19 protein-coding genes are annotated in these 20,564 nt (G+C 71.3%); 4 read left to right on the plus strand and 15 right to left on the minus strand.

Going from position 1 to position 20,564, the window contains the following annotated elements:
- Window positions 1-15: 15 nt before the first annotated feature.
- From QRN23_RS05450 to QRN23_RS05470, 5 genes are all read right to left on the minus strand, one after another.
- Window positions 16-561, minus strand: coding sequence for a signal peptidase I (locus QRN23_RS05450; RefSeq protein WP_285062817.1), 546 nt, complete (start codon window positions 559-561; stop codon window positions 16-18).
- A 56-nt stretch (window positions 562-617) separates the two neighbouring features.
- Window positions 618-1,526 (minus strand): hypothetical protein, encoded by a 909-nt coding sequence (locus QRN23_RS05455; protein WP_285062818.1) that lies wholly within the window; start codon window positions 1,524-1,526, stop codon window positions 618-620.
- Entirely contained in the window at window positions 1,517-2,476 is a 960-nt protein-coding gene (locus QRN23_RS05460; RefSeq protein WP_285062819.1) for a hypothetical protein, read from the minus strand. Before QRN23_RS05460 ends, QRN23_RS05455 begins: the two co-directional genes overlap by 10 nt.
- Window positions 2,473-3,072, minus strand: coding sequence for a TasA family protein (locus tag QRN23_RS05465; protein ID WP_159826314.1), 600 nt, complete (start codon window positions 3,070-3,072; stop codon window positions 2,473-2,475). The genes QRN23_RS05460 and QRN23_RS05465 overlap by 4 nt, the downstream gene beginning before the upstream one ends.
- Window positions 3,073-3,225: 153 nt before the next feature.
- A complete protein-coding gene (locus tag QRN23_RS05470; RefSeq protein ID WP_285062820.1) occupies window positions 3,226-3,804 on the minus strand; it encodes an alternate-type signal peptide domain-containing protein in 579 nt (192 codons plus the stop codon).
- A gap of 401 nt (window positions 3,805-4,205) precedes the next feature.
- On the opposite strand from QRN23_RS05470, the gene QRN23_RS05475 reads away from it, so the two are divergent.
- Complete coding sequence (locus QRN23_RS05475) at window positions 4,206-6,206, plus strand: alpha-1,4-glucan--maltose-1-phosphate maltosyltransferase (RefSeq protein WP_285062821.1); 2,001 nt, start codon at window positions 4,206-4,208, stop codon at window positions 6,204-6,206.
- 10 nt (window positions 6,207-6,216) lie between these two features.
- On the plus strand, window positions 6,217-8,397 hold the full coding sequence (gene glgB, locus QRN23_RS05480) for a 1,4-alpha-glucan branching protein GlgB (RefSeq protein ID WP_173151071.1): 2,181 nt from the start codon (window positions 6,217-6,219) through the stop codon (window positions 8,395-8,397).
- Between the two features lie 78 nt (window positions 8,398-8,475).
- Here the strand turns inward: glgB and QRN23_RS05485 are convergent, their stop codons facing one another.
- Together QRN23_RS05485 and QRN23_RS05490 are read right to left on the minus strand one after the other, a co-directional pair.
- Entirely contained in the window at window positions 8,476-9,483 is a 1,008-nt protein-coding gene (locus QRN23_RS05485; protein ID WP_285062822.1) for a tetratricopeptide repeat protein, read from the minus strand.
- The gene (locus tag QRN23_RS05490) at window positions 9,480-11,282 is read right to left on the minus strand and encodes a DUF8094 domain-containing protein (protein ID WP_285062823.1); all 1,803 of its coding nucleotides are present in this window, start codon (window positions 11,280-11,282) and stop codon (window positions 9,480-9,482) included. The genes QRN23_RS05485 and QRN23_RS05490 overlap by 4 nt, the downstream gene beginning before the upstream one ends.
- Window positions 11,283-11,523: 241 nt before the next feature.
- Here QRN23_RS05490 and QRN23_RS05495 point away from each other — a divergent pair, with 241 nt between their 5' ends.
- Together QRN23_RS05495 and QRN23_RS05500 are read left to right on the plus strand one after the other, a co-directional pair.
- Complete coding sequence (locus QRN23_RS05495) at window positions 11,524-13,407, plus strand: coiled-coil domain-containing protein (protein ID WP_285062824.1); 1,884 nt, start codon at window positions 11,524-11,526, stop codon at window positions 13,405-13,407.
- 73 nt (window positions 13,408-13,480) lie between these two features.
- Window positions 13,481-14,539 (plus strand): AI-2E family transporter, encoded by a 1,059-nt coding sequence (locus QRN23_RS05500; protein ID WP_285062825.1) that lies wholly within the window; start codon window positions 13,481-13,483, stop codon window positions 14,537-14,539.
- Window positions 14,540-14,606: 67 nt separating this feature from the next.
- Here QRN23_RS05500 and QRN23_RS05505 read toward each other — a convergent pair whose 3' ends face one another.
- The 8 genes from QRN23_RS05505 to tsf form a co-directional block, all read right to left on the minus strand.
- Entirely contained in the window at window positions 14,607-15,350 is a 744-nt protein-coding gene (locus QRN23_RS05505) for an alpha/beta hydrolase (RefSeq protein ID WP_277958979.1), read from the minus strand.
- Window positions 15,347-15,646 (minus strand): Rv1322 family protein, encoded by a 300-nt coding sequence (locus QRN23_RS05510; RefSeq protein ID WP_056046157.1) that lies wholly within the window; start codon window positions 15,644-15,646, stop codon window positions 15,347-15,349. Before QRN23_RS05510 ends, QRN23_RS05505 begins: the two co-directional genes overlap by 4 nt.
- Before the next feature lie 48 nt (window positions 15,647-15,694).
- Entirely contained in the window at window positions 15,695-16,315 is a 621-nt protein-coding gene (locus tag QRN23_RS05515; protein WP_285062826.1) for an aggregation-promoting factor C-terminal-like domain-containing protein, read from the minus strand.
- Window positions 16,316-16,617: 302 nt separating this feature from the next.
- Window positions 16,618-17,172 (minus strand): DivIVA domain-containing protein, encoded by a 555-nt coding sequence (locus QRN23_RS05520; protein WP_056047652.1) that lies wholly within the window; start codon window positions 17,170-17,172, stop codon window positions 16,618-16,620.
- 63 nt (window positions 17,173-17,235) lie between these two features.
- Window positions 17,236-18,234: a phosphatidate cytidylyltransferase gene (locus QRN23_RS05525; RefSeq protein WP_173151078.1), complete on the minus strand. Its 999-nt coding sequence runs from the start codon at window positions 18,232-18,234 to the stop codon at window positions 17,236-17,238.
- A complete protein-coding gene (frr, locus tag QRN23_RS05530; RefSeq protein WP_054145670.1) occupies window positions 18,234-18,752 on the minus strand; it encodes a ribosome recycling factor in 519 nt (172 codons plus the stop codon). The genes QRN23_RS05525 and frr overlap by 1 nt, the downstream gene beginning before the upstream one ends.
- Window positions 18,753-18,829: 77 nt before the next feature.
- Window positions 18,830-19,549, minus strand: coding sequence for a UMP kinase (pyrH, locus tag QRN23_RS05535; RefSeq protein ID WP_056046162.1), 720 nt, complete (start codon window positions 19,547-19,549; stop codon window positions 18,830-18,832).
- Between the two features lie 151 nt (window positions 19,550-19,700).
- Window positions 19,701-20,528 carry a translation elongation factor Ts gene (gene tsf, locus QRN23_RS05540; RefSeq protein ID WP_285062827.1) on the minus strand — a complete coding sequence of 276 codons (828 nt, stop codon included), beginning with the start codon at window positions 20,526-20,528 and terminating at the stop codon, window positions 19,701-19,703.
- Window positions 20,529-20,564 lie beyond the last annotated feature (36 nt).

Genomic DNA, 20,564 nt, shown 5'->3' on the forward strand with positions numbered 1-20,564 from the left:
CCGTCCGGCCCCCGCTCAGCGCGGGGCCGGGCGGGCCTTCCGCGTCCCCGCCCGCCGTCGCTGCGCCTCCACCAGGCCGGCGGCCACCGAGTAGCCCGCGTAGCCGAGCAGCGCGATCGCCAGCAGCGGCACGATCCACGACCGGGCGTCGCCGTTCACGACCTGGTTGACGAAGCCGAGCCACGGCACCGAGTACCACAGCGTGCCGCGGACCTGTTCGGGCAGCACGAGCGCCTCGTCGGGTTCGGAGTTGTTGTCGCCCTGGGTGACGAACGCCGTGCCGCCGTCCGACGACGACACGATCTCGGTCACCCGGTGGCTGATCACCTCGGGGCGGCCGCTCTCGATCTGGTAGGTCACGACGTCACCGATCCGGATCTCGTCGGTCGGGGTCGGCTTCACCACGATCAGCGTGCCCGGGGGCAGCCGCGGCTCCATCGAACTGGTCAACACGGTCAGGGGCGTCGCCCCCGCGACCTTCGGCACGACGACCAACACGGTCGCGAGGCCGAGCACGAGCACGAACAGCCCCGCACTGAGGCCGAGGCCGAGAGCGTGCACCAGCCCCTTTTCGCGCACAGCGGCGCGGCGGCCGCTCACGGCGGCGCGGCGGCCGCTCACGGCTGCTCCCCCGAGGGGTCGACCTCGTCCGGGCGACGGCGCCCGACCGCCACGAACGCGCCCGACAGCACCGCGATCGCCGCGATCAGCAGCGGCAGCCAGCTGCCCCGCAAGGGCTCCGGCACGAAGTCGTCGAGCACGTCCAGGGAGTGGACGGGCAGCTCGGTGTCCGCGCCCGACCCGTCGGCGGCCCCGCGCGAGGCGCCGTCGCCGACGGAGGGCGCCGTCTCGTCGGCCGCACCGGCCGAGGAGGCGCGGGTCGCCAGCGCCTCGATCGTCGCGCTCGAGGCACGGTCGCCTCCCGCGCCTCCTGTGCTCGTCTCGGCGGGGTCGGCCGCGCCGGCGGTCCCGGCCGACGCGCAGCCGGCCGGCACGGCCGACCCGGCCAGCCCCGTGAGCGTGACGAGCACGGCGAAGTCCAGGGTCTGGTCACCGGTGCCCGCGGCGGCGGAGGCGTCGAGGTCGACCGAGACGGTGACCGGGGCCTCCTGCCCGGCGGGGAGGCGGACCGGCGCGAGCACGGGGGTGCACCCGTCTCCGGACAGGGTGACGGGCGGCAGGTCGCCGACGTCGAGGTCGGAGTGCGAACGGACCGTGACCGCCTCGGCGAACGCGGGCGACGAGGTCGTGACGTCGACGAGGCGGGCGCTGAGCACGGCGGGCTCGCTCGAGAGGTTCTTGACGAAGAAGGTGCCCGTCGTGCCTGCCCCGGGGACGAGCCGCAGCCCGTCGCCGAAGAGAGCGGAGTCGAGGCGACCCTGCCAGTGCCGGCCGTCGTCGCTCACCATGAGGCGGGGCGCGGTCGAGGCCGTGGCGGGAGCCGCGGCCGAGACGACGCCGGGGCCCAGGACGACCGCCGCGACGGCGACGACGACCGCGACCGCCCGACCGCCGGTCACCCGCACTGGATGTTCCTCGTGCCGTACTGGTCGTAGACCACCGTGACCGTGCCGACGGCCATGAGGTCGGTCGGCTGCCCGTCGACCATCACGCGGATGTCGACGTGGATCGGGCCGTCGCCGAAGGGGTCCCTGGGCAGGTTGTCGCGGGTGAACGCGAAGTGCGGGTAGTCGCCGGTCCGCTCGTCGTTCGAGATCCGGGTGCCGCCGACGTAGGTCGCGTACCGGGTCGCGGTCGCCCGGGTCGACGGGTCGAAGTCGAGCCAGGCGTAGGCCTCGCCGTCGGTGCGGCAGACCGCCGTCTGCGGGGGGACGATCGTGTTGTTCTGGACGATCCGGCGGTCCTGCGGCGTGGCGGCCCACGACCCGGAGGCGAGCGACACCGTGAGGACCGGGTTCACGCGCCCGGTGGGAGAGGACGTCGCGATCGAGGTGCGGAGGCACCAGGTCGCGGCGGCCTTGCTCGCCAACGTCCCGGTGAGGTTCGGCACGGCGGACCAGGTGCCGCTGACGCTGCCCGGGCCGACGGCGGTCGTCGACGTGCAGGCGGACGCGGGGGTCACCGGCCACGCGACGACGGCGATCGACGCGGCGAGGGCGGCGGAGCTGCCCGAGCTCAGGCTGCCGCTCGTCGAGTAGGACGCCGCGACCGTCCCCGAGTTCGTGAACGTCCAGGGCGCCGTGAGCGACCTGGTCGATCCGGCGTAGTCGGCCTGCAGGGCGTCGAGGGTGCCGGCCGTGAGGCCGACGGCACCGGTCCGGACCTGTTCGGTGACGGTGGCGGACGCCGTCCAGAGGGCGGACGCCGCGCCTCCCGAGGCCAGGGCCACGCCGACGATCACGCCCACGACGACGGCGGCCAACGTCGATCGCGTGGTCGTCCGGGGCCGGCGCCCGCTCACGGTGCGGCGCCCGGTCACGGTGCGGCGCCCGCTCACGGTGCGGCGCCCGGTCACGGTGCCACCTGCGTCCCGGTCAGGACGAGCCCGATCGACGAGGTCTGGTTCTGCAGGGTCGCCGGGACGTCCGAGTCGAGCGTGACGACGACGCAGCCGGTGACGGTGACTCCGGCCGGCAAGGTGAAGTACCCGCTCCCCGTGTCGAACGCGGCGGGCCGGGCCGAGTAGCCGCCGACGCCGACGACGCAGTCCGCGGCCCTCGCCACGGCGGCGAGCCTGACGGTCAGTTCGCCGGGCAGGGCGGACGCGGACGCCGTGGTGGTCCCGGCCGACACCCGCATGGCCAGGTCGACCGACCCCGTGTTGGTCGCGGTGAACGTCCCCGCGGTCGAGCCGCCGGGGCCGAGCGCGGACGTGTCGAGGGCCTTGACGGCGCCGACCGAGAGGCCCGCCGTCCCCGACCCGACCGTGACGGCCGTCGGCTTGACGGAGGAGTTCCACAGCGCGTAGGTCCCCCCGGTCGCCACGAGGGCGACGGTGACCGCGCCGGCCACGACGGCGGTCGCCGCCCACAGCGAGCGGAGCGGACGGCGGGACGAGGAGGCGCGCTCGACCGAGCGGTGACGCGCGCGTCCGCGGGACGGTCCGGTCAACGTCTCACCCCCTGGTGGTCGATCGTGCGATGCGGCGGCCCGTGGGTCCCTGGGTGGGACGGACGGACGGAAGGGGGCGACCGGACCGCGTCGGGTGCGGTCCGGTCGCCGGTGGGTGACGGGGTGCGGTGGCCGTCGGGCCGCCGACACCCGCTACGCGATGGCGCGCTGCTTCAGCGTGAAGGTCAGTTTGCTCAGGTCGAGCGTGCCGCCCTGGCTGGCGGCGTCGGACACCGTCGAGGGCAGCTCGACGACGAAGGTCACGACGGCCGAGGTGCTGCCGGCGGAGACGGGAGCCACGACGTAGCTGCCGGCCGTGCTGCCCGCGGTCACGCCCGAGGGCAGCGTCGTGCCGCCGGCGGCCGTCGACAGGACCATCGTGTTGGTCACGTACGGCTTGAGGCTGCCGGTGACCGAGGTCGCGTCGTAGGTCAGGTCGGCGCGCAGGTCGGCGCCCGAGGCGGCGATGGTGATCGGCTGCGTGAACTGCAGCTTGGTGCCCGGGACGATCTTGTAGGCGGCGACCTGGGCGGCCGTGAGGGCCGTGCTGCGACCGTTCGTCACGTCGGTCCAGCTGCCCGCCGACGACTGGGTGAGCGAGAGCGTGCCCGAGGCGACGCTGGCGGCGTTGACCTCTGTGCTGGCGTTCCAGAGGGCGAAGGTCCCGGCGCCGCCGAGGAGGAGGGCGATGCCGGCGGCACCGGCGACGGCACCCGTGACGAGCTTGTTCATGTCGGTCCTGTTCCGCGCGCCGTGGCGCGCTCGAGCACCGCCGTGCGCCGTCGGTCGGGTCGACTTCGGGGTGGCGCACGGCGCTGCAGGGGCTGTCGGCTCCGGGTCGGGCGGCCGATCGGTGTCGTCGGGCGCCGGGCTCTCGAGGAGTTCGGGTTCTTCGGGCGGGCAGGCCGCGACGACAGGATCGACATTACGCGGTCCCCCAAAGTGCCGACAGGGGATTCATGCCGATGCATGCACCCAGTTGGGGGGACAAAACGGACCGGGGCGTCTGTCGGCGACAGGGTGGACACGTTTTTGTACCCCGAATCGCCTCTTCCGCACCCCGATCCGCGACCGTCGGCCCTACGGGGCCCCGGGCCGGGACCGGGCGGGCCAGACCGGGTACGGTCGACAACGTGGCGACAGCATACGAACCCAGAGTCGGGCGGATCCCCATCACGGGCCTCACCCCGACGACCCCCGACCGAGTGTTCCCGACGAAGGCCTTCTCCGGCGAGGTGGTCACCTTCGGGGCGACCGTCTTCCGCGAGGGCCACGACCTGATCGGGGCCGACCTCGTCACGATCGACCCCGAGGGCGCCGAGACCCGGCACCGGATGGTCGCCGGCATCCCCGGCACCGACCGGTGGACGGCCCAGGTACAGCTCGAGGTCGAGGGCGACTGGTCCTGGCAGGTCGAGGCCTACACCGACGACTGGGCCACGTGGCTGCACGCGGCCGAGATCAAGGTGCCGGCCGGTCTCGACGTCGAGGTCACGTTCGCCCTCGGCAGTCGACTGCTGACCGAGGCCGTCGAGAACCACCCCGACACGACCCTGATCCGCGACGCGGCCAAGGCCCTCGCGAACCCCGCCCTCTCCCCCGCCTCGCGACTCCGCGTCGCCACCGATCCGCGCCTCGCCGCGGTCCTCCTGGTGACGCCGCTCGCGAGCCTCGTCACGCGCAGCGCCCCCGAGGCGCTCCGCGTCGAACGCAGCCGCGCCGGCCTCGGCAGCTGGTACGAGTTCTTCCCCCGCAGCGAGGGCGCCCGCAAGCAGGCCGACGGCACCTGGAAGAGCGGCACGTTCCGCACCGCGGCCCGCCGCCTGCCCTCGATCGCCCGCATGGGCTTCGACGTCGTGTACATCCCGCCCGTGCACCCGATCGGGACGACCTTCCGCAAGGGCCCGAACAACACGTTGACCGCGGGGCCGAACGATCCCGGGTCGCCCTACGCGATCGGTTCGCCCGACGGCGGGCACGACGCGGTGCACCCCGACCTCGGCACGGTCGCCGACTTCCGCTGGTTCGTCGACGCGGCGAAGAACGCCGGTCTCGAACTCGCGCTCGACCTGGCCCTGCAGTGCTCGCCCGACCACCCCTGGGTCACCGAGCACCCCGAGTGGTTCACGACCCTGCCCGACGGGACGATCGCCTACGCCGAGAACCCGCCCAAGAAGTACCAGGACATCTACCCCCTGAACTTCGACAACGACTACGAGGGCGTCAGCCGCGAGGTGCTGCGCATCGTGCGTCACTGGATCGATCTCGGCGTCACGATCTTCCGGGTCGACAACCCGCACACGAAGCCCGTGCGCTTCTGGGAGTGGCTGCTGCACGAGATCCGGCAGACGAACCCCGAGGTGGTCTTCCTCTCCGAGGCGTTCACGAAGCCGGCCATGATGCAGGCGTTGGCGCAGGTGGGGTTCCACCAGTCGTACACGTACTTCACCTGGCGCAACGAGAAGTGGGAGCTCGAGGAGTACCTCGACGAGCTGTCGAAGGAGACGAGCGCCTGGCTGCGCCCGAACTTCTTCGTCAACACGCACGACATCCTGACCCCCTACCTGCAGTTCGGCGGTCCTGCGGCCTACAAGATCCGTGCCGCGATCGCCGCGACGGCCTCGCCGACCTGGGGCGTCTACTCGGGCTACGAGCTCTTCGAGGACGTCGCCCGCCCGGGCAGCGAAGAGAACATCGACAACGAGAAGTACGAGTACAAGCCCCGTGACTGGGCCGCCGCCGAAGAGGCGGGGGCGTCGCTGGCGCCGTACCTGACGCAGCTCAACCGCATCCGCGCCTCCCACCCGGCCCTGCGTCAGCTGCGCAACCTCGAGATCCACTCGAGCGACGACGAGTCGATCCTCGTGTTCTCGAAGTACCTGTCCCGTGCGCACACCCGCAGCGGACGCGCCGACGGCATCATCGTCGTCGCCAACGTCGACCCGCACTCGGCGCGCGAGACGACCGTCCACCTCGACGTCACGAAGTTCGGCCTGCAGCCCGGTGGCACCTACACCGTCCGCGACCTGATCACCGGTCAGTCGTGGACCTGGGGCGACGACAACTACGTCCGACTGGACGCCTTCGTCGAACCGGTGCACGTCCTCTCCGTCGACCTCAACCGAGCCCCGTAGGAGCGACCCGATGACCACCACTCCCCCGACCGAGCCCGACACCTCCTTCGCCCTGGGCGACGACGAGGTCTTCTCGGCCGCCAACGGCACCCACGGCCACCCGCACGCCGTCCTGGGTGCCCACCCCCGCGGCGGTCGCACCGCCGTCCGCGTCGTCCGACCGCTGGCCGACACCGTCACCGTGACCGGCGCCTCCGGGTCGTCCTTCGCCCTCGAGCACGTGGGCCACGGCCTCTGGCAGGGCGTCACGAGCGAGCCCGTCGGCGCGTACACCGTCGAGGCGACCTACGAAGGAGGCGCGGCGTGGGTCTCGGACGACCCCTACCGCTTCGCCCCCACCGTCACCGAGTTCGACCTGTACCTCTTCGGAGAGGGGCGCCACGAGCAACTCTGGAAGATGCTCGGCAGCCACGTCCGCGAGCACGAGGGCGTGACCGGCACCTCCTTCGCCGTCTGGGCGCCGCACGCCCGCGCCGTCCGCGTCAAGGGCGACCTCAACGGCTGGGACGGCGAGCGGCACGCGATGCGCCGCCTCGACGGCAACGGCGTCTGGGAGCTCTTCGTGCCCGGCGTCACGGACGGGATCTACAAGTACGAGGTGCTCACCCCCGACGATGTCTGGGTCGAGCGCGCCGACCCCATGGCGCGCACCTCCGAGGTGCCGCCGCTCACCGGTTCCGTCGTCACGAAGGCCGCCCACGCCTGGGCCGACGACGCCTGGATGACCGCCCGGGCCGAGAACGACGTCCACTCCGGACCGATGAGCGTGTACGAGCTGCATGTCGGCTCATGGCGACCGGGTCTGAACTACCGCGAACTCGCCGACCAGCTCATCGAGTACGTCGGCGAGCTCGGGTTCACCCACGTCGAGTTCATGCCGCTCGCCGAGCACCCCTTCGGCGGTTCCTGGGGCTACCAGGTCACCGGTTACTACGCCGTGACCAGCCGCTTCGGCAGCCCGGACGACCTGCGCTACCTGATCGACCGCCTGCACCAGGCCGGGATCGGCGTCATCATGGACTGGGTGCCCGGGCACTTCCCGAAGGACGAGTGGGCCCTCGCGAAGTTCGACGGTCGCGCCGTCTACGAGCACTCCGACCCCCGCCGCGGCGAGCAGCCCGACTGGGGCACGTTGGTCTTCAACTTCGGCGACTCGCAGGTGCGCAACTTCCTCGTCTCGAACGCGCTGTACTGGCTCGAGGAGTTCCACATCGACGGGCTGCGCGTCGACGCCGTCGCCTCGATGCTCTACCTCGACTACAGCCGCAACGAGGGCGAGTGGTTGCCGAACGAGTTCGGCGGGCGCGAGAACCTCGAGGCGATCAGCTTCTTGCAAGAGGCGAACGCGACGGCGTACAAGCGCCACCCCGGCATCGTCATGATCGCCGAAGAGAGCACGAGCTGGCCCGGCGTCACCCGCCCGACCAGCGAGGGCGGCCTGGGCTTCGGCCTCAAGTGGAACATGGGCTGGATGCACGACACCCTCGGCTACGTCGCCGAGGACCCGCTCTACCGCTCGCACCACCACGGCGAGATCACGTTCTCGTTCGTCTACGCGTTCAGCGAGAACTTCATGCTGCCGATCAGCCACGACGAAGTCGTGCACGGCAAGGGGTCCCTGCTCAACAAGATGCCCGGCGACGAGTGGCAGAAGCTCGCCAACGTGCGGGCCTACCTCGCCTACATGTGGGGCCACCCCGGCAAGCAGCTGCTCTTCATGGGCAGCGAGTTCGGCCAGCCCGGCGAGTGGAGCGAAGAACGAGGGCTCGACTGGTGGATCCTCGACCAGCCCGCCCACCAGGGGCTCCACGGCCTGGTGGCCCGCCTCAACGAGGTCTACCGCGACGAGCCGGCTCTCTGGGCGCACGACTTCGACACCGACGGCTTCGAGTGGATCGACGGCGGTGCCGCGCAGCACAGCGTCGTGGCCTTCATGCGCAAGTCCGGCTCGGGCGAGTCGATCGCCGTCCTGGCGAACTTCTCGGGCGAACCGGTGCACATGCGCTTCGGCCTGCCCGAGGCCGGTCGCTGGGACGAGATCCTCAACACCGACGCCGAGGTCTACGGCGGTTCGGGCGTGGGCAACTTCGGCGGAGTCACCGCCACCGACGAGCCCTGGGCCGGTCGCCCCGCGGCCGCCGACGTCCAGCTGCCGCCGCTCGGGGTCGTCTGGCTCAAGCTGCGCCGCTGATCCGACGCCGACACACGACGGAACCCCCGCGCCCCTTCCGGGTCGCGGGGGTTCCGTCGTCCGTGCAGGAGGCGCGGCTCAGTACAGCAGCATCGCCAGACGACGGCGGGCGGTCGCCACCCGGGGGTCGTCCACCCCGACGATCTCGAAGTACTCGAGCAGGCGGGCCCGGGCGGCGTCACGGCCGTGGGGGTCGAGCGACGGGAAGACGGTCAGCACGCGGTCGAAGGCGTCGTCGATGTGCCCCCCGCTGAGGTCGAGGTCGGCCACGTCGAGCTGGGCGTCGAGGTCGGTGGGGGCGGCCGCGGCCGCCGCACGGACGTCGGCCAGCGACGCACCCTGCAGTCGCTCGAGCAGCGAGACCTGGGCGAGGCCCGCCACGGCGAGCTGGTCACGAGGGTCCTGCGCGATCGCGGTCTTGTAGGCCGTGATCGCCGCGGCGTAGTCGCCCCGGTCGATCGCGTCGTAGGCGTCCTGGTGGTGCGGAGGCAGCGGTTCCGGCTCGGGCTCGACCTCGTCGGCCTCGCCCACCGGGGCGCCGTCGACGACCGCCGTGCCGGTCACGCCGTTCTGCGCGGCCAGCTCGAGCACCTGCTCGAAGACGTCGCGGACCTGGGCCTCGGGCAGGGCCCCCACGAAGAGCTGGACGGGACGACCGCCGATCACGGCGGCGACCGCCGGGATCGACTGCGCCTGGAAGGCCTGCGTCAGCTGGGGGTTGGCGTCGACGTCGACCTTCACGAGCAGCAGGCGGCCGGCGTACTCGCCGACCAGCTTGTCGAGGACGGGCGACAGCTGCTTGCACGGGCCGCACCACTCCGCCCACAGGTCGACGATCACGGGGACGGTGTTGCTGATCTCGAGGACCTGCGTGAAGGTGGCGTCGGTCGCGTCGAGCACGAGGCCCGGCACCGCGACCTGACCGGTGGACGGGGCCGGGACGCCACCCGCGCCTCCCGCGGGCGCACCGTCGACGGGCGCCCCGGCGGACGGACCCGCCGGGGCGGGGGCCGGCGGGCGGTTGACGAGCGACGAGAGGTCGACGGCGCCGCGGAGACCGGCGGGGACGGGAGGGAGGTTGGTCATGGCAGCTCCTTGGCAGAGGTGAGGGCCTGGCTGAAACCGAGCAGGACGATGGGGTCGTCGCTGCCGACGGGCGGGACGGAGAACAAGAGCTCGACGCCGTAGGTCGCCTCGATGCCCTTCGACGACTCGTCGAGCCCCAGCAGGGTCTTGACGGTGCCCTCGGGGTTGACCTTGGCACCCGTGGCCGTCGGCTTGACGGTCTCGATCTCGTTCAACGCGACCGAGACGATGGCACCGGCGTCGTTCGTGGCGAAGGCGACGGGGGTCTCGTCGTCGGCCTGGGACGTGTAGTCGATGGACGCCGTGGTGGGCAGGGCCGCACGCTTCGCGTCCTTGTAGGCCTTGCCGATCTTCTCGCGCAGCGTGTCGCCCTCGGTCTGGAACTGGGCGGCGTACTGGCTCTCGTCGCCGTTGCGCAGGATGTCGCCGTAGGCCTCGGCCAGCTGGTCGGGCTGCAGCGTGAGCAGCTTGACGTCGGGCGAGAGCCGGGCGGCGCCGATCGAGGCGGGTGCGACCGTCAACGGGGTCTGCGTCTGCAGGCTGACCGCGTACTCGACCTTGTACGGGTCGCGGGCGCTCTCTTGCTCGAGGGTGAGGGCGACGGGCGCCACGCTCGCGTCGGCGTCCTGCACGACGACGAACGCCGAGCGCGGCCAGGAGTCGGCCTGCTGAGGCAGCGTCAGCGTGACGGTGCCGGTGGGGATCGCCAGGGGCGCGGCGGCGGCGGCGTCCTTGGAACGGATCGTGTAGTTCGCCTGACGCTGCTCGAGGGCCGGGCCCGTGAAACGGGTGGCGGCGAGGTCGGCGTTGAGCGAGGCGTCGGCCTCGGTCGCCGTGGCCGAGATGCGTTCGACGATGCGCTTGGCCTGGGCGACGCTGATCACCGGGGGCTGCAGCGCGTTGCCCTGGTCGCCGGAGTCCGTGCCGTCGGTCGAGGTGGGCGTCGGGGTCGGCGTGGACGAGTCGGAACCCGCCGCCGGCGCCTGCTGCGGCCAGTAGTCGGCGGTGCAGGCCGACAGGGCGAGCGAGGAGACCAGCACGATCGGCGCCACGGCTACGAACCGACGGATGCCGCGGGCACGACCGCGGCCGGGTGCCAGGGTCTCGGTGCCGGCGGCGTCGAGCGCCTTGACCGCCTTGCGACCGGCCCGACGCGACAGACGGGGTCGTTTCCCGTCACCCGAGCGCCGACGGGGGCCGCGCGTCCGGCGGTGGTGCAGGATCGCCCAGACGTACAGGCCGATGCCGATCAGCAGGACCACGAGCCCACCGACGATCAGCGGCCCGGCCAGGGGCGTCGCGGTCGAGAGCGGCCAGGTGATGCGGACGTCGGACGGGGCGGGCTGAGTGCCGTCCGAGACGATGACGAGGGAGACGTCGTCAGGCGCGTCGAGCGAGAAGGTGAGGTCGTTGCCCGCGAACTGGTCGAACCAGAGGTCGGAGTCCGTCGGGTCGGGCACCTCGGTGGTGTCGCCCGCGACCGTGCGGCTGACGAGCCGACCGGACGCCTCGTCGTACTCGACCTCGTTGTAGCTGGCGTCGCCGACCCACCCGAGGACGTCCGACGTGCGGCCGTAGGCGGCGAAGGCGGTGTCGCCGCCCGACACCGAGACCGTCTGACGCCCGTCGCGGCCGTGCAGCGCCGAGGCCGGGACGACCGTGACGGTCGCGTCGGAGTCGGCGGTGTCGACCTGGGACGACACGCTCGGCGGCGGTGCGAAGACGGTGCGCTGGGCGAAGCCCAACGCCACCATCACCGCCGCCAGGACGACGACGACGACTGCGACGATGAAACGCACGTTTCTCTCCCTCCGAGCCACCATCCCGGTCGGGGCGCCAGGAACCGTCGTGGTCGACGACGGGCCTCGCACGAGCCTGGCCAGGGGGCCGGGCGCGGCAGCAGAATTTAAGACGGCTCAGCGTATCCGACGAGGCTGAGAGGCACCTAACCCGTGGATCGGGGTCCGTCGAGGGCCTCCCACTAGCATCGTGTCGCGGGCCGCGCTCCCCTGGTCCGAACCCTGCATCGAAGGAGACACCGTGGCTGCTGACGAAGCCGATTTCGGCATCGAACTCCGGGGCTACCGCAAGGACGAGGTCGACCGCGTGCTCGGCGACCTGCGGCGGGAGCTCATCAAGGCCAACGCCGACCGGGCCGACCGGGCGAGCGAGGTCGCGTTCCTCCAGCAGCGGGTGGACGAGATCCGTGCCGAGCTCGAAGAGGCCGGCACCCCCACGTACTCCGGTCTCGGCAGCAAGCTCGAGCAGACCCTGCGTCTGGCCGAACAGCAGTCCACCCTGGTGATCAGCCAGGCCGACATCGACGCCGAGGCCCTGCGCTCGTCCTCGACGGCCGAGGCGAAGCGCCTGCTGGACGACGCGAGCGAACGGGCCACGGCGGTGCTCGACGACGCCCGGGGCCGCGCCGCGGCGCAGGTCGCCGAGTCCACCGCCGACGCCGACCGTCTGGTCGCACGCGCCAAGGCCGAAGCACGCGACCTGCTGCAAGAGGCCCAGCGCGACGCCATCTCGATCCGCGGCTCGGCCGCCACCGAGGCGGCCCAGAACGTCTCGACGGCACGACGCGAGGCGGCCGCACTGCGTGCCGAGATCGAGCACGAGGTCGCCGAGCAGCGGGCCGCCGTCGCCCGCGACCTCGCCGAGGCCCGCGACGAGGCCGAGACCCTCGCCGCCGACACGCGCGAGGCCCGAGCCGTCTTCGAGAGCGACTCCGGGCGCCAGCGTGCCGACCTCGACCGCGAGGGCGTCACCGTCCGCGCCGAGCTGGCCCGACTCGACGAGACCACCCGCGCCGACCTCGACGCCGAGGTCGGCGCCCGCCGCGCCGAACTCGACCGCGAGATCACGTCCGCCCGCGCCGAGCTGGCCGACGACGTCGCGGCCCAGCGCGCCGAACTCGAACGCGACGTCGCCGCGGCCCGTGCCGAGCTCGCCCACGAGGTCGCCGAGACCCGGGCGCTCCTCGCCCGCGACGTCGACGCCACCCGTGCCGACCTCACCGACGAGGTCGAATCCACCCGGGTCGAGCTCGAGCGCGAGATCGCGACCGGTCGTGACCGCCTCGCGGCCGAGATCGCACAGGCCCGTGCCGAACTCGAGAAAGAGGTCGGCGACGCCCGCACCGAGCTCGACCGCGAGACCCGGCGCCGCCGCGACGAACTCGACCTCGCCGAGACCACGTCACGCGAACGCATCGCGCGCATCACCGTCGAGACCGACGAGCGCCTCACCCGCGAGAGCGAGGCGCAGGCCGACCGTCTCGCCCGCGAGGACGCCGACCGGCGGGCCGAACTCGCGACCGAGATCGAGCAGGCACGCGCCGAACTCGCCGCCGAGACCGCCGAGGCCCGCGCCGCCCTGGCGGACGAGACCGAGGCCCAGCGCGCCCGCCTGGCCGCCGACGACGTCCGGGTCCGCGCCGGGCTCGAGGCCGACCGCGAACGGGCCGTCGCCGACCTGCGCCGCGACGTCGACCAGGGGCGCGCCGACCTCGAGGTCGAGCTGCTGGCCCGTCGCGACGAGGCCGAGGTCGAGCTCACGCAGCGACACCAGCACGCCGTCGCCGAGACCCAGGAGCTGCTCGACGCGGCGGCCGAGCAGCTCGCCGAGGCCACCCGTCGCGCCACCGAGGTCCGGCGCGAGGCCGACGACCTCGAACGCACCGCGCTCGAGTACGCCCGCACCACCCGGACGGACGCCGACGAGACGGCCCACGACGTGCTCACCAACGCCGACGAACGCTCGCGGTCGATCCTGGCCGATGCCCAGCAGCGGGCCGACGACCTCATCGGTGACGCCGAAGAACGCCTGGCCGAGATCACGGCCGAACGCGACGCCGTCGCGGAGTACTTCGAGAACCTGCGTGGCATGATCGGACAAGTCGGCGGCGGTACGTCAGAGTAGGGCGACAGGCCGTGTCGGGCAGTCGGTGCCGCCGTGACCTCGACCGGCCCGTGCCGTCGACAGGAGCCCGCCCGTGAAGATCCACAACCCGTTCCGCATCGGTCTGCTCGCGGGGCTGGGAGTGCTCGTCGCCCTCGTCATCGGGGGCGCCGTCGGGCAGCTCTCGACGATCCTGACCTACGTGGGCGCGGCCTTGTTCATCTCGCTGGGGCTCGACCCGGTCGTCTCGTGGCTCGAGAAGCGCCGGGTGCCCCGGGGTATCGCCATCGTGATCGTCCTCGTGGCCGTGGTGGGCGCCTTCGTGGGCGTCGTCTTCGCGATCGTGCCCGTCATCGTGCAGCAGACCACGAGCCTCATCCAGGCGCTGACGTCGTACCTGCAGAGCGTCACCACCCAGCAGTTCGTCGACAACCTGCAAGAACTCGTCCCCCAGAACGTCTTCGACGTGCAGGACGCGCTCGACTCCATCGTCGACTTCCTGACCAACCCCGACAACGTCGTCACGATCGGCGGCGGGGTCCTCGCCGTCGGCGTCGCGATCGGCAACGGCCTCTTCGGCACGGTCGTCGTGGTCATCCTGACGATCTACTTCACCTCGTCGATCAACAGCGTCAAGCGCGCGCTCTACCAGCTGGTCCCGGCCTCGAAGCGGGCCACGTTCGTCGACATCTCCGAACAGATCAGCCAATCGGTGGGTCGGTACGTCATCGGCCAGTTCACGCTCGCGGCGCTCAACGGCATCCTGAGCTTCGTGTTCCTCACCATCATCGGAGCCCAACAGCCGGCCGTCTTCGCGTTCATCGCGTTCCTGGGGTCGATCATCCCCCTCGTCGGCACCATCAGCGGTTCGGCGATCATCGTGCTGGCACAGATCGCGCTGTTGCCCCAGTCACCGGCCACCTGGGTGACGACAGCCATCTACTACCTGGTCTACATGCAGGTCGAGGCCTACCTGCTGAGCCCGCGCATCATGCGGCGGGCGGTCCGCGTCCCGGGCGTGATCGTCGTCATCGCGGCCCTCGTCGGTGGCACCCTGCTGGGAGTGCTCGGCGCACTCATCGCCATCCCCGTCGCCGCGTCGATCCTGCTGATCATCCGCGAGGTCTACGTGCCACGCCAGAACCAGCTCTGAGACGCGCCACGCCCCGGTCGCTCCGAGCCCGGCGTGGTGGCCAGTCCGCCGTCCGGCGGAGGCACCGTCAGGAGGCGCGGGGCGGCCAGGTGGACGGCAGCGGCAGGGCACCGGGCGCGACCCGACGGACGATCTCGGTCAGCACGCGACTGGTCTGCTTCTCGCCGACCCAGAGGTGCTTGCCTCCCTCGACGGCGACCACCTCGGCCTCGGGAACGAGGGCGAAGCGACGTCGCGCCTCGTCGGGACGCAGGTAGTCGTCGAACTCGGGCACGACGGCCACCACGGGCCGCCCGGAGTCGTGCCACGCGCCGAGTTCGGCGTCGGACGTGCGGTGCAATGGTGGGGACAGCAGCACGACGCCCGCCACCTCGACGTCGAGGCCGTGCTTCAGGGCGACCTCGGTGCCGAACGACCAACCCACCAACCACGGGGTGGGCAGACCGCGATCGCCCACGAATGCCACGGCGGCGGCGAGGTCGGCCGCTTCGGCCACCCCCTCGCCGAACTCGCCCTCGGACCGACCTCGCGGAGACGACACCCCGCGGAAGTTGAACCTGAGCACGGCGAGGTCGGCCAGGGCCGGAAGACGGGCCGCGGCTTTCCTGATGACGTGGGAGTCCATGAACCCGCCAGCGGTGGGCAGAGGGTGCAACGCGACGATCGTGCCGACGGGCTCGCGGTCCGCCGGGAGGCTCAGCTCGCCCACCAGGGTCAGCCCGTCGCCGGTGTGCAGTTCGACGTCCTCGCGGCGCGCGGGCAGCAGGACGCCCCCACGGATCTCGAGAGCGTCGGCGTCGGGGGTCGTCACGAGATCCTCCAGCAGTGGGTATGCCAATGGCGGCGGGCCGCCAGGTCGTCCTCGGCACCGAACAGCCCGTCGGCACGCCAGGCCACGACGTGCGGCGTCGCGGGAGCGATGCCCAAGGAGCAGCCGGGGCAGACGTACTCTTTGACGGCCGACGTCGCCGAGACCGACTGGACGTTGAACGAACGCCCGTGCTTTGTCTCGACCGTCAAGCCGCCGAACGACGCTCGGGTGACGTCGTAGGCCTCGTCGGCGTCACGCCGGTCGCGCGAGCGACGGGAGCGGTTGCTGCGGGGCATGACGACCAGCGTAGCAACGGCCCCCGAGGTCGAGGGCCGTGCGACGGATCAGTACCAGTTGTTGGCGACGGAATGAGCCCAGGCACCGCAGGGGTTGCCGTAGCGGCCGCCGATGTAGTTCAGCCCCCACGTGATCTGCGTGGCGGGGTTGGTCTGCCAGTCGGCACCGACGGAGCCCATCTTGCTACCCGGCAGGGCCTGGGGAATGCCGTAGGCACCACTCGACCGGTTGGACGCGTAGACGTTCCAGCTCGACTCTTTCTGCCACAACGACACCAGGCAGTCGTACTGGTCGGAACCCCAGCCGCGAGCGGCCACGAGTTCGGCGGCGACGGCCTTGGCGCTGCCCGGGTCAGGGGTACCCGCCACGGGAGCAGACGACGACTTCTTGGCAGAGCCGGACGTCGCCCCCGACGGGGCCTCGGGCTTCTCGGTCTCGGCCACCACGACGGGCGGGGGCGGCGGCGGCACGTACTCGGTCACGCCGTAGGCGTCCCGGTCGGCGACGGTCACGGCGGCACCGGCGACCGTGAGGGTCTGACCGGGGGCCGTCAGCACCGACGCAGCGCCCGGAACGCTCGTCGCGGCCTCGGCACCGGCCAAGGGGTTGACGAGCGAGGCCGACACGAAGGCGAACGACGCACAGAAACCGACGAGGGGAAGGGCCACCCGTCGAGGGAATCCGATTCGACGAGCGGCCGGTACGGCATCGCGGACGGGACCGGTGAACTCGAGGGAGCCGGCTGCGGGGCGTCGCACGACGCTCTGCGAGGCCGGCACGCGGACGCGCCGGCGGGTCGAGGGTCGTTCGACCGCGGCCGGGTGCTCTCGTCGAGAGGGACCGGGGGTCGGATTCGCTGCGTGCCTGCCCATGAGTCCGTCCAGGGTAACCGATGGGACGCCGGAGGGCCAGGGACGACCCGACAGCGTGTCGGAGGCTCGGGGGAAGAGGAGAGGCCCGGCCGTGACCGTCAGCGGACGGCGAGCATGACGTCGACCACCGTGTCGAGCACCAGGTCGACCTGGCTCTCGCGGTAACCGCCGCGCTTCGCCCGGAAGACCGACGCCCGGACGTCGTCGATGCTGAGGGGACGGCCGTCGGTGAAGTAGCCGTGCAGCCGCCGGGTGAGGCGGTCGACGTCTCGCGGGTGGTAGCCGGTCGTGAGGATGCCCACCCGGTCGAAGCGGTGGCCCTGCGGTCGCTCGAGACGGGCCACGATGTCTTCCGCCCCGGACCGCGCGGTCGAGAACCAGGTCGACTCGGCGCCCGACGAGACGGCCCGTTCACGCTCCCGACTGGCGAAGGCGTCCTCGAGACGTTCGAGCGCGGCATCGACGTGTGCCGTCGAGTACCCGTTCTTGGTCAACCCGAAGGCCGTGCGTCGGATGCGGGCGGAGTCGATGCCGAGGCCGGTCTCGCCGGCGTAGGCCTTCCGGGCCTCGACCAGGAACGCGTCGACCTCGTCGACGTCGTAACCCCGCTTGCCCTTGGGAACGATCGGGAATGTGCTGCTCACGGCCACCATCATGCCGCATGGGCCGATGGCAAGCCGCTGGACGCGCGGCCGGTCAGTACCGGCGGACGGGCGTCACGCGAAGAGGAGGTACAGGGCGTAGGCCGCGGCGGCCGAGGGCAACGTGCTGTCGAGCCGGTCGAGGAACCCGCCGTGGCCGGGAAGCCAGGTGCTGATGTCTTTGATGCCCAGGTCGCGCTTGATGAGGGATTCGGACAGATCGCCGATGGTGGCGGTCACGATGATGACGCCACCGAAGACGAGACCGAACCACCACGGCTCGTCGAGCAGGAGGACCGACAACAGCACGGCCGCGATGAGGCTGGCGGCCACCGAACCGGCGAAGCCCTCCCAGGTCTTCTTGGGACTGATGCGGGGCGCCATCGGGTGCTTGCCGAAGTTCAGGCCGGTCGCATAGGCACCGGTGTCGACCGCGATCACGACGATGAGAGCCGACAGGGTCCACCACTGGCCGTCGGGTCGAGCAGCCATGAGGGCCATGAAGCTGCCGAGGAACGAGCAGTAGATCTGGACGAACGCACCGGCACCGAGATCACGACCCAGCGCGGAGGCGCCGGCTCGATGCGAAGGACGGGCCGTCTCGACGAGGCGCCACACGGAGACGACGACGATGCCGCCCACCAGAGCGGCCCACTGGCCGCCGGCTCCGCCGTAGAAGGCCGCGGGGACCACGGCCACGCCGGCGAGGACGCTCGGGAGGCGGGGCACGTCGCGCCCGGCGAAGCGCAGGGCACTGGCGAGTTCGAAGCACAACGAACCGATCAGGGCCGCCGCCACGATGATGAAGAACGCCTTGACGAAGATCAGGCTCAACAAGACCGCGGCCCCGAGCAGGACACCCACGGCGATGGCGGCCGGCAGGTTGCGACCGGTGCGCGCCGTCAACTTCTCGTTGCGCGAGTCGAGGCGCGCCTTGCCTGCCCGCAGTTGGTTCTCGATGTCATGGCGGGCAGCTTGCGCTCGAGCGTCGAAGTCGGCCCGGCGACTACCGAGAGTGCTCTTCTGAGCCGGTGACGAGTCGTCGGGGCCGGCGCCGTCGGGTCGCTGTCTCATCAGACCTCGAGCAGCTCCGCTTCTTTCTTCTTCAACGCGTCGTCGATGGAGTCGATGTACCCCTTGGTGATCGACTCGAGCTCCTTCTCGGCACGAGCGACCTCGTCGTCGCCGACCTCGGTCTTCTGGGCGTCGAGCGCCTCTTTCGACTTGCGACGGACGTTGCGCACCTGCACCTTGGCGTCCTCGCCCTTGCTGCGCACGAGCTTGACGAACTCCTTGCGACGCTCTTGCGTCAGCTCAGGGATCGTGACGCGGACGATCGTGCCGTCGTTCGTCGGGTTGGCCCCGAGGTTCGGGAAGGTCGCGATGGCCTTCTCGATCTCTTTGAGGGCCGTCTTGTCGTAGGGGGTGACGATCATGGTGCGCGCCTCGGGCACCTGCAGCGAGGCGAGCTGGGCCAGCGGGGTCGGGGTCCCGTAGTAGTCGATCGGGATCTTCTGGAACAGAGCGGGGTTGATGCGGCCGGTGCGCACCGTCCCGAAGTCGTTCTTGGCGGCGTCGAGCGCCTTGTCCATCTTCTCGCGCGTCTCGGTGAGTACGTCGTTGATCGCCACTGGTGCTCCTTGTTCGGTTCGCGGTCGAGTTTAGTCGTCTAGTTGCTGACGATTGTTCCGATGCGTTCGCCGCGGATGGCGCGGGCGATGTTGCCCTCGCCTTCCATGCCGAACACGTGCATGGGCATGCCGTTGTCCATGCAGAGACTGAAGGCGGTCGAGTCGACGACCTTGAGCCCCTGCATCAGCGCCTCTTGGTACGTGAGCTGGTCGAGCTTGACCGCCGACGGGTCGTGTCGGGGGTCGGCCGAGTAGACGCCGTCCACGCCGTTCTTGGCGACGAGCACCTCGGAGGCCCCGATCTCGAGGGCTCGCTGGGCCGAGACGGTGTCGGTCGAGAAGTACGGCAGGCCGGCGCCGGCACCGAAGATGACGACGCGCCCCTTCTCGAGGTGCCGCTCGGCGCGACGGGGGATGTACGGCTCGGCGACCTGGGTCATCGCGATGGCGGACTGGACGCGGGTGGCAGCGCCGGCCTGCTCGAGGAAGTCCTGGAGGGCGAGGGCGTTCATGACGGTGCCCAGCATGCCCATGTAGTCGGCCCGGCCCCGGTCCATGCCGCGCTGACTGAGTTCGGCACCGCGGAAGAAGTTGCCGCCACCGACCACGATGGCGATCTCGACGTCGGTCGCGGCGTCGGCGATCTCACGGGCGATGGAGCCGACCACGTCGGGGTTCACGCCGAGCTGGCCGCCGCCGAAGGCCTCACCCGAGAGCTTCAGCAGGACGCGTCGTCGTCCGGTGGTTTCCGATGTCATGCGAGTCTCCGTCTCGTCGTGGCCGTAGCCAGGTTAGCGAGTTCGGGCTGGTCGCCGTCCGTCGCCGATGATGCACCCGACGTCGTCACCTCGGCCGGGCATGGGAACGGGGTCCGAGACACGTTCGTCTCGGACCCCGTCATGGTGCTGTCTAGGCGCCGACCTTGATGCGGGCGAAGCCCGTGATCGTCAGTCCGGCCTCGGCGACCACCTTCGCGACGGACAACTTGTTGTCCTTCGCGTAGGCCTGGTCGAGCAGGGCGATCTCCTTGAAGAAGCCGGTGAGGCGTCCCTCGATGATCTTGGGCAGGGCCGCTTCCGGCTTGCCCTCGTTCTTCGCGGTCTCCTCGACGATGGCTCGCTCCTTGTCGACCTGCTCGCTCGGCACGTCGTCGCGCGACAGGTACGTCGGCGCGGCGAAGGCGATGTGCTGAGCGATCGACCGGGCGGTCTCGGCGTCGTCACCCGTGTAGCCCACGACCACGCCGACCTGCGGGGGCAGGTCCTTCGAGGTCTTGTGCAGGTAGATGGCGAACTGCTCGCCCTCGATGCGGTTGACGGTGCGCAGCTCGACCTTCTCGCCCATGAGCGCGGCCTCGTCGTTGACGAAGGCCTCGACGGTCTGGCCGCCGATCGCGGCGGCGTTGCCCTCGGCGGCACTGGAGGCTCCGCCCGCGTGCACCGCCTCGAGGACCTGGTCGGCCAGGGCGACGAACTTCTCGTTCTTCGCGACGAAGTCGGTCTCGCTGGCGAGCTCGATCAGCGTGGCGTAGCCCGAGCCGGGCTTGGCGGCGACGAGACCCGCGGTGGTCTGACGGCCCTCGCGCTTGGCGACGCCCTTCAGTCCCTTGACGCGGAGGATCTCGACGGCCTTCTCGATGTCGCCGTCGGCTTCTTCGAGGGCGTTCTTGCTGTCGACCATGCCCGCGCCGAGGCGGTCACGGAGGATCTTGACGTCAGCGATGGTGTAGTTGGCCATGTGTCTGACTTCCTTTCGTGGAGTCGGAAGGGTGAA

Source organism: Frigoribacterium sp. ME-P-080 (assembly GCF_030209595.1).
Classification (GTDB): Bacteria; Actinomycetota; Actinomycetes; order Actinomycetales; family Microbacteriaceae; genus Frigoribacterium.

Bases quoted from the DNA above. Each gene is read 5' to 3' on its own strand.
- QRN23_RS05470 (WP_285062820.1), bottom strand. From the start codon at position 3,804: ATGAACAAGCTCGTCACGGGTGCCGTCGCCGGTGCCGCCGGCATCGCC.
- glgB (WP_173151071.1), top strand. From the start codon at position 6,217: ATGACCACCACTCCCCCGACCGAGCCCGACACCTCCTTCGCCCTGGGC.
- QRN23_RS05485 (WP_285062822.1), bottom strand. From the start codon at position 9,483: ATGACCAACCTCCCTCCCGTCCCCGCCGGTCTCCGCGGCGCCGTCGAC.
- QRN23_RS05510 (WP_056046157.1), bottom strand. From the start codon at position 15,646: ATGCCCCGCAGCAACCGCTCCCGTCGCTCGCGCGACCGGCGTGACGCC.
- QRN23_RS05520 (WP_056047652.1), bottom strand. From the start codon at position 17,172: ATGGTGGCCGTGAGCAGCACATTCCCGATCGTTCCCAAGGGCAAGCGG.
- QRN23_RS05525 (WP_173151078.1), bottom strand. From the start codon at position 18,234: ATGAGACAGCGACCCGACGGCGCCGGCCCCGACGACTCGTCACCGGCT.
- frr (WP_054145670.1), bottom strand. From the start codon at position 18,752: ATGGACAAGGCGCTCGACGCCGCCAAGAACGACTTCGGGACGGTGCGC.
- pyrH (WP_056046162.1), bottom strand. From the start codon at position 19,549: ATGACATCGGAAACCACCGGACGACGACGCGTCCTGCTGAAGCTCTCG.
- tsf (WP_285062827.1), bottom strand. From the start codon at position 20,528: ATGGCCAACTACACCATCGCTGACGTCAAGATCCTCCGTGACCGCCTC.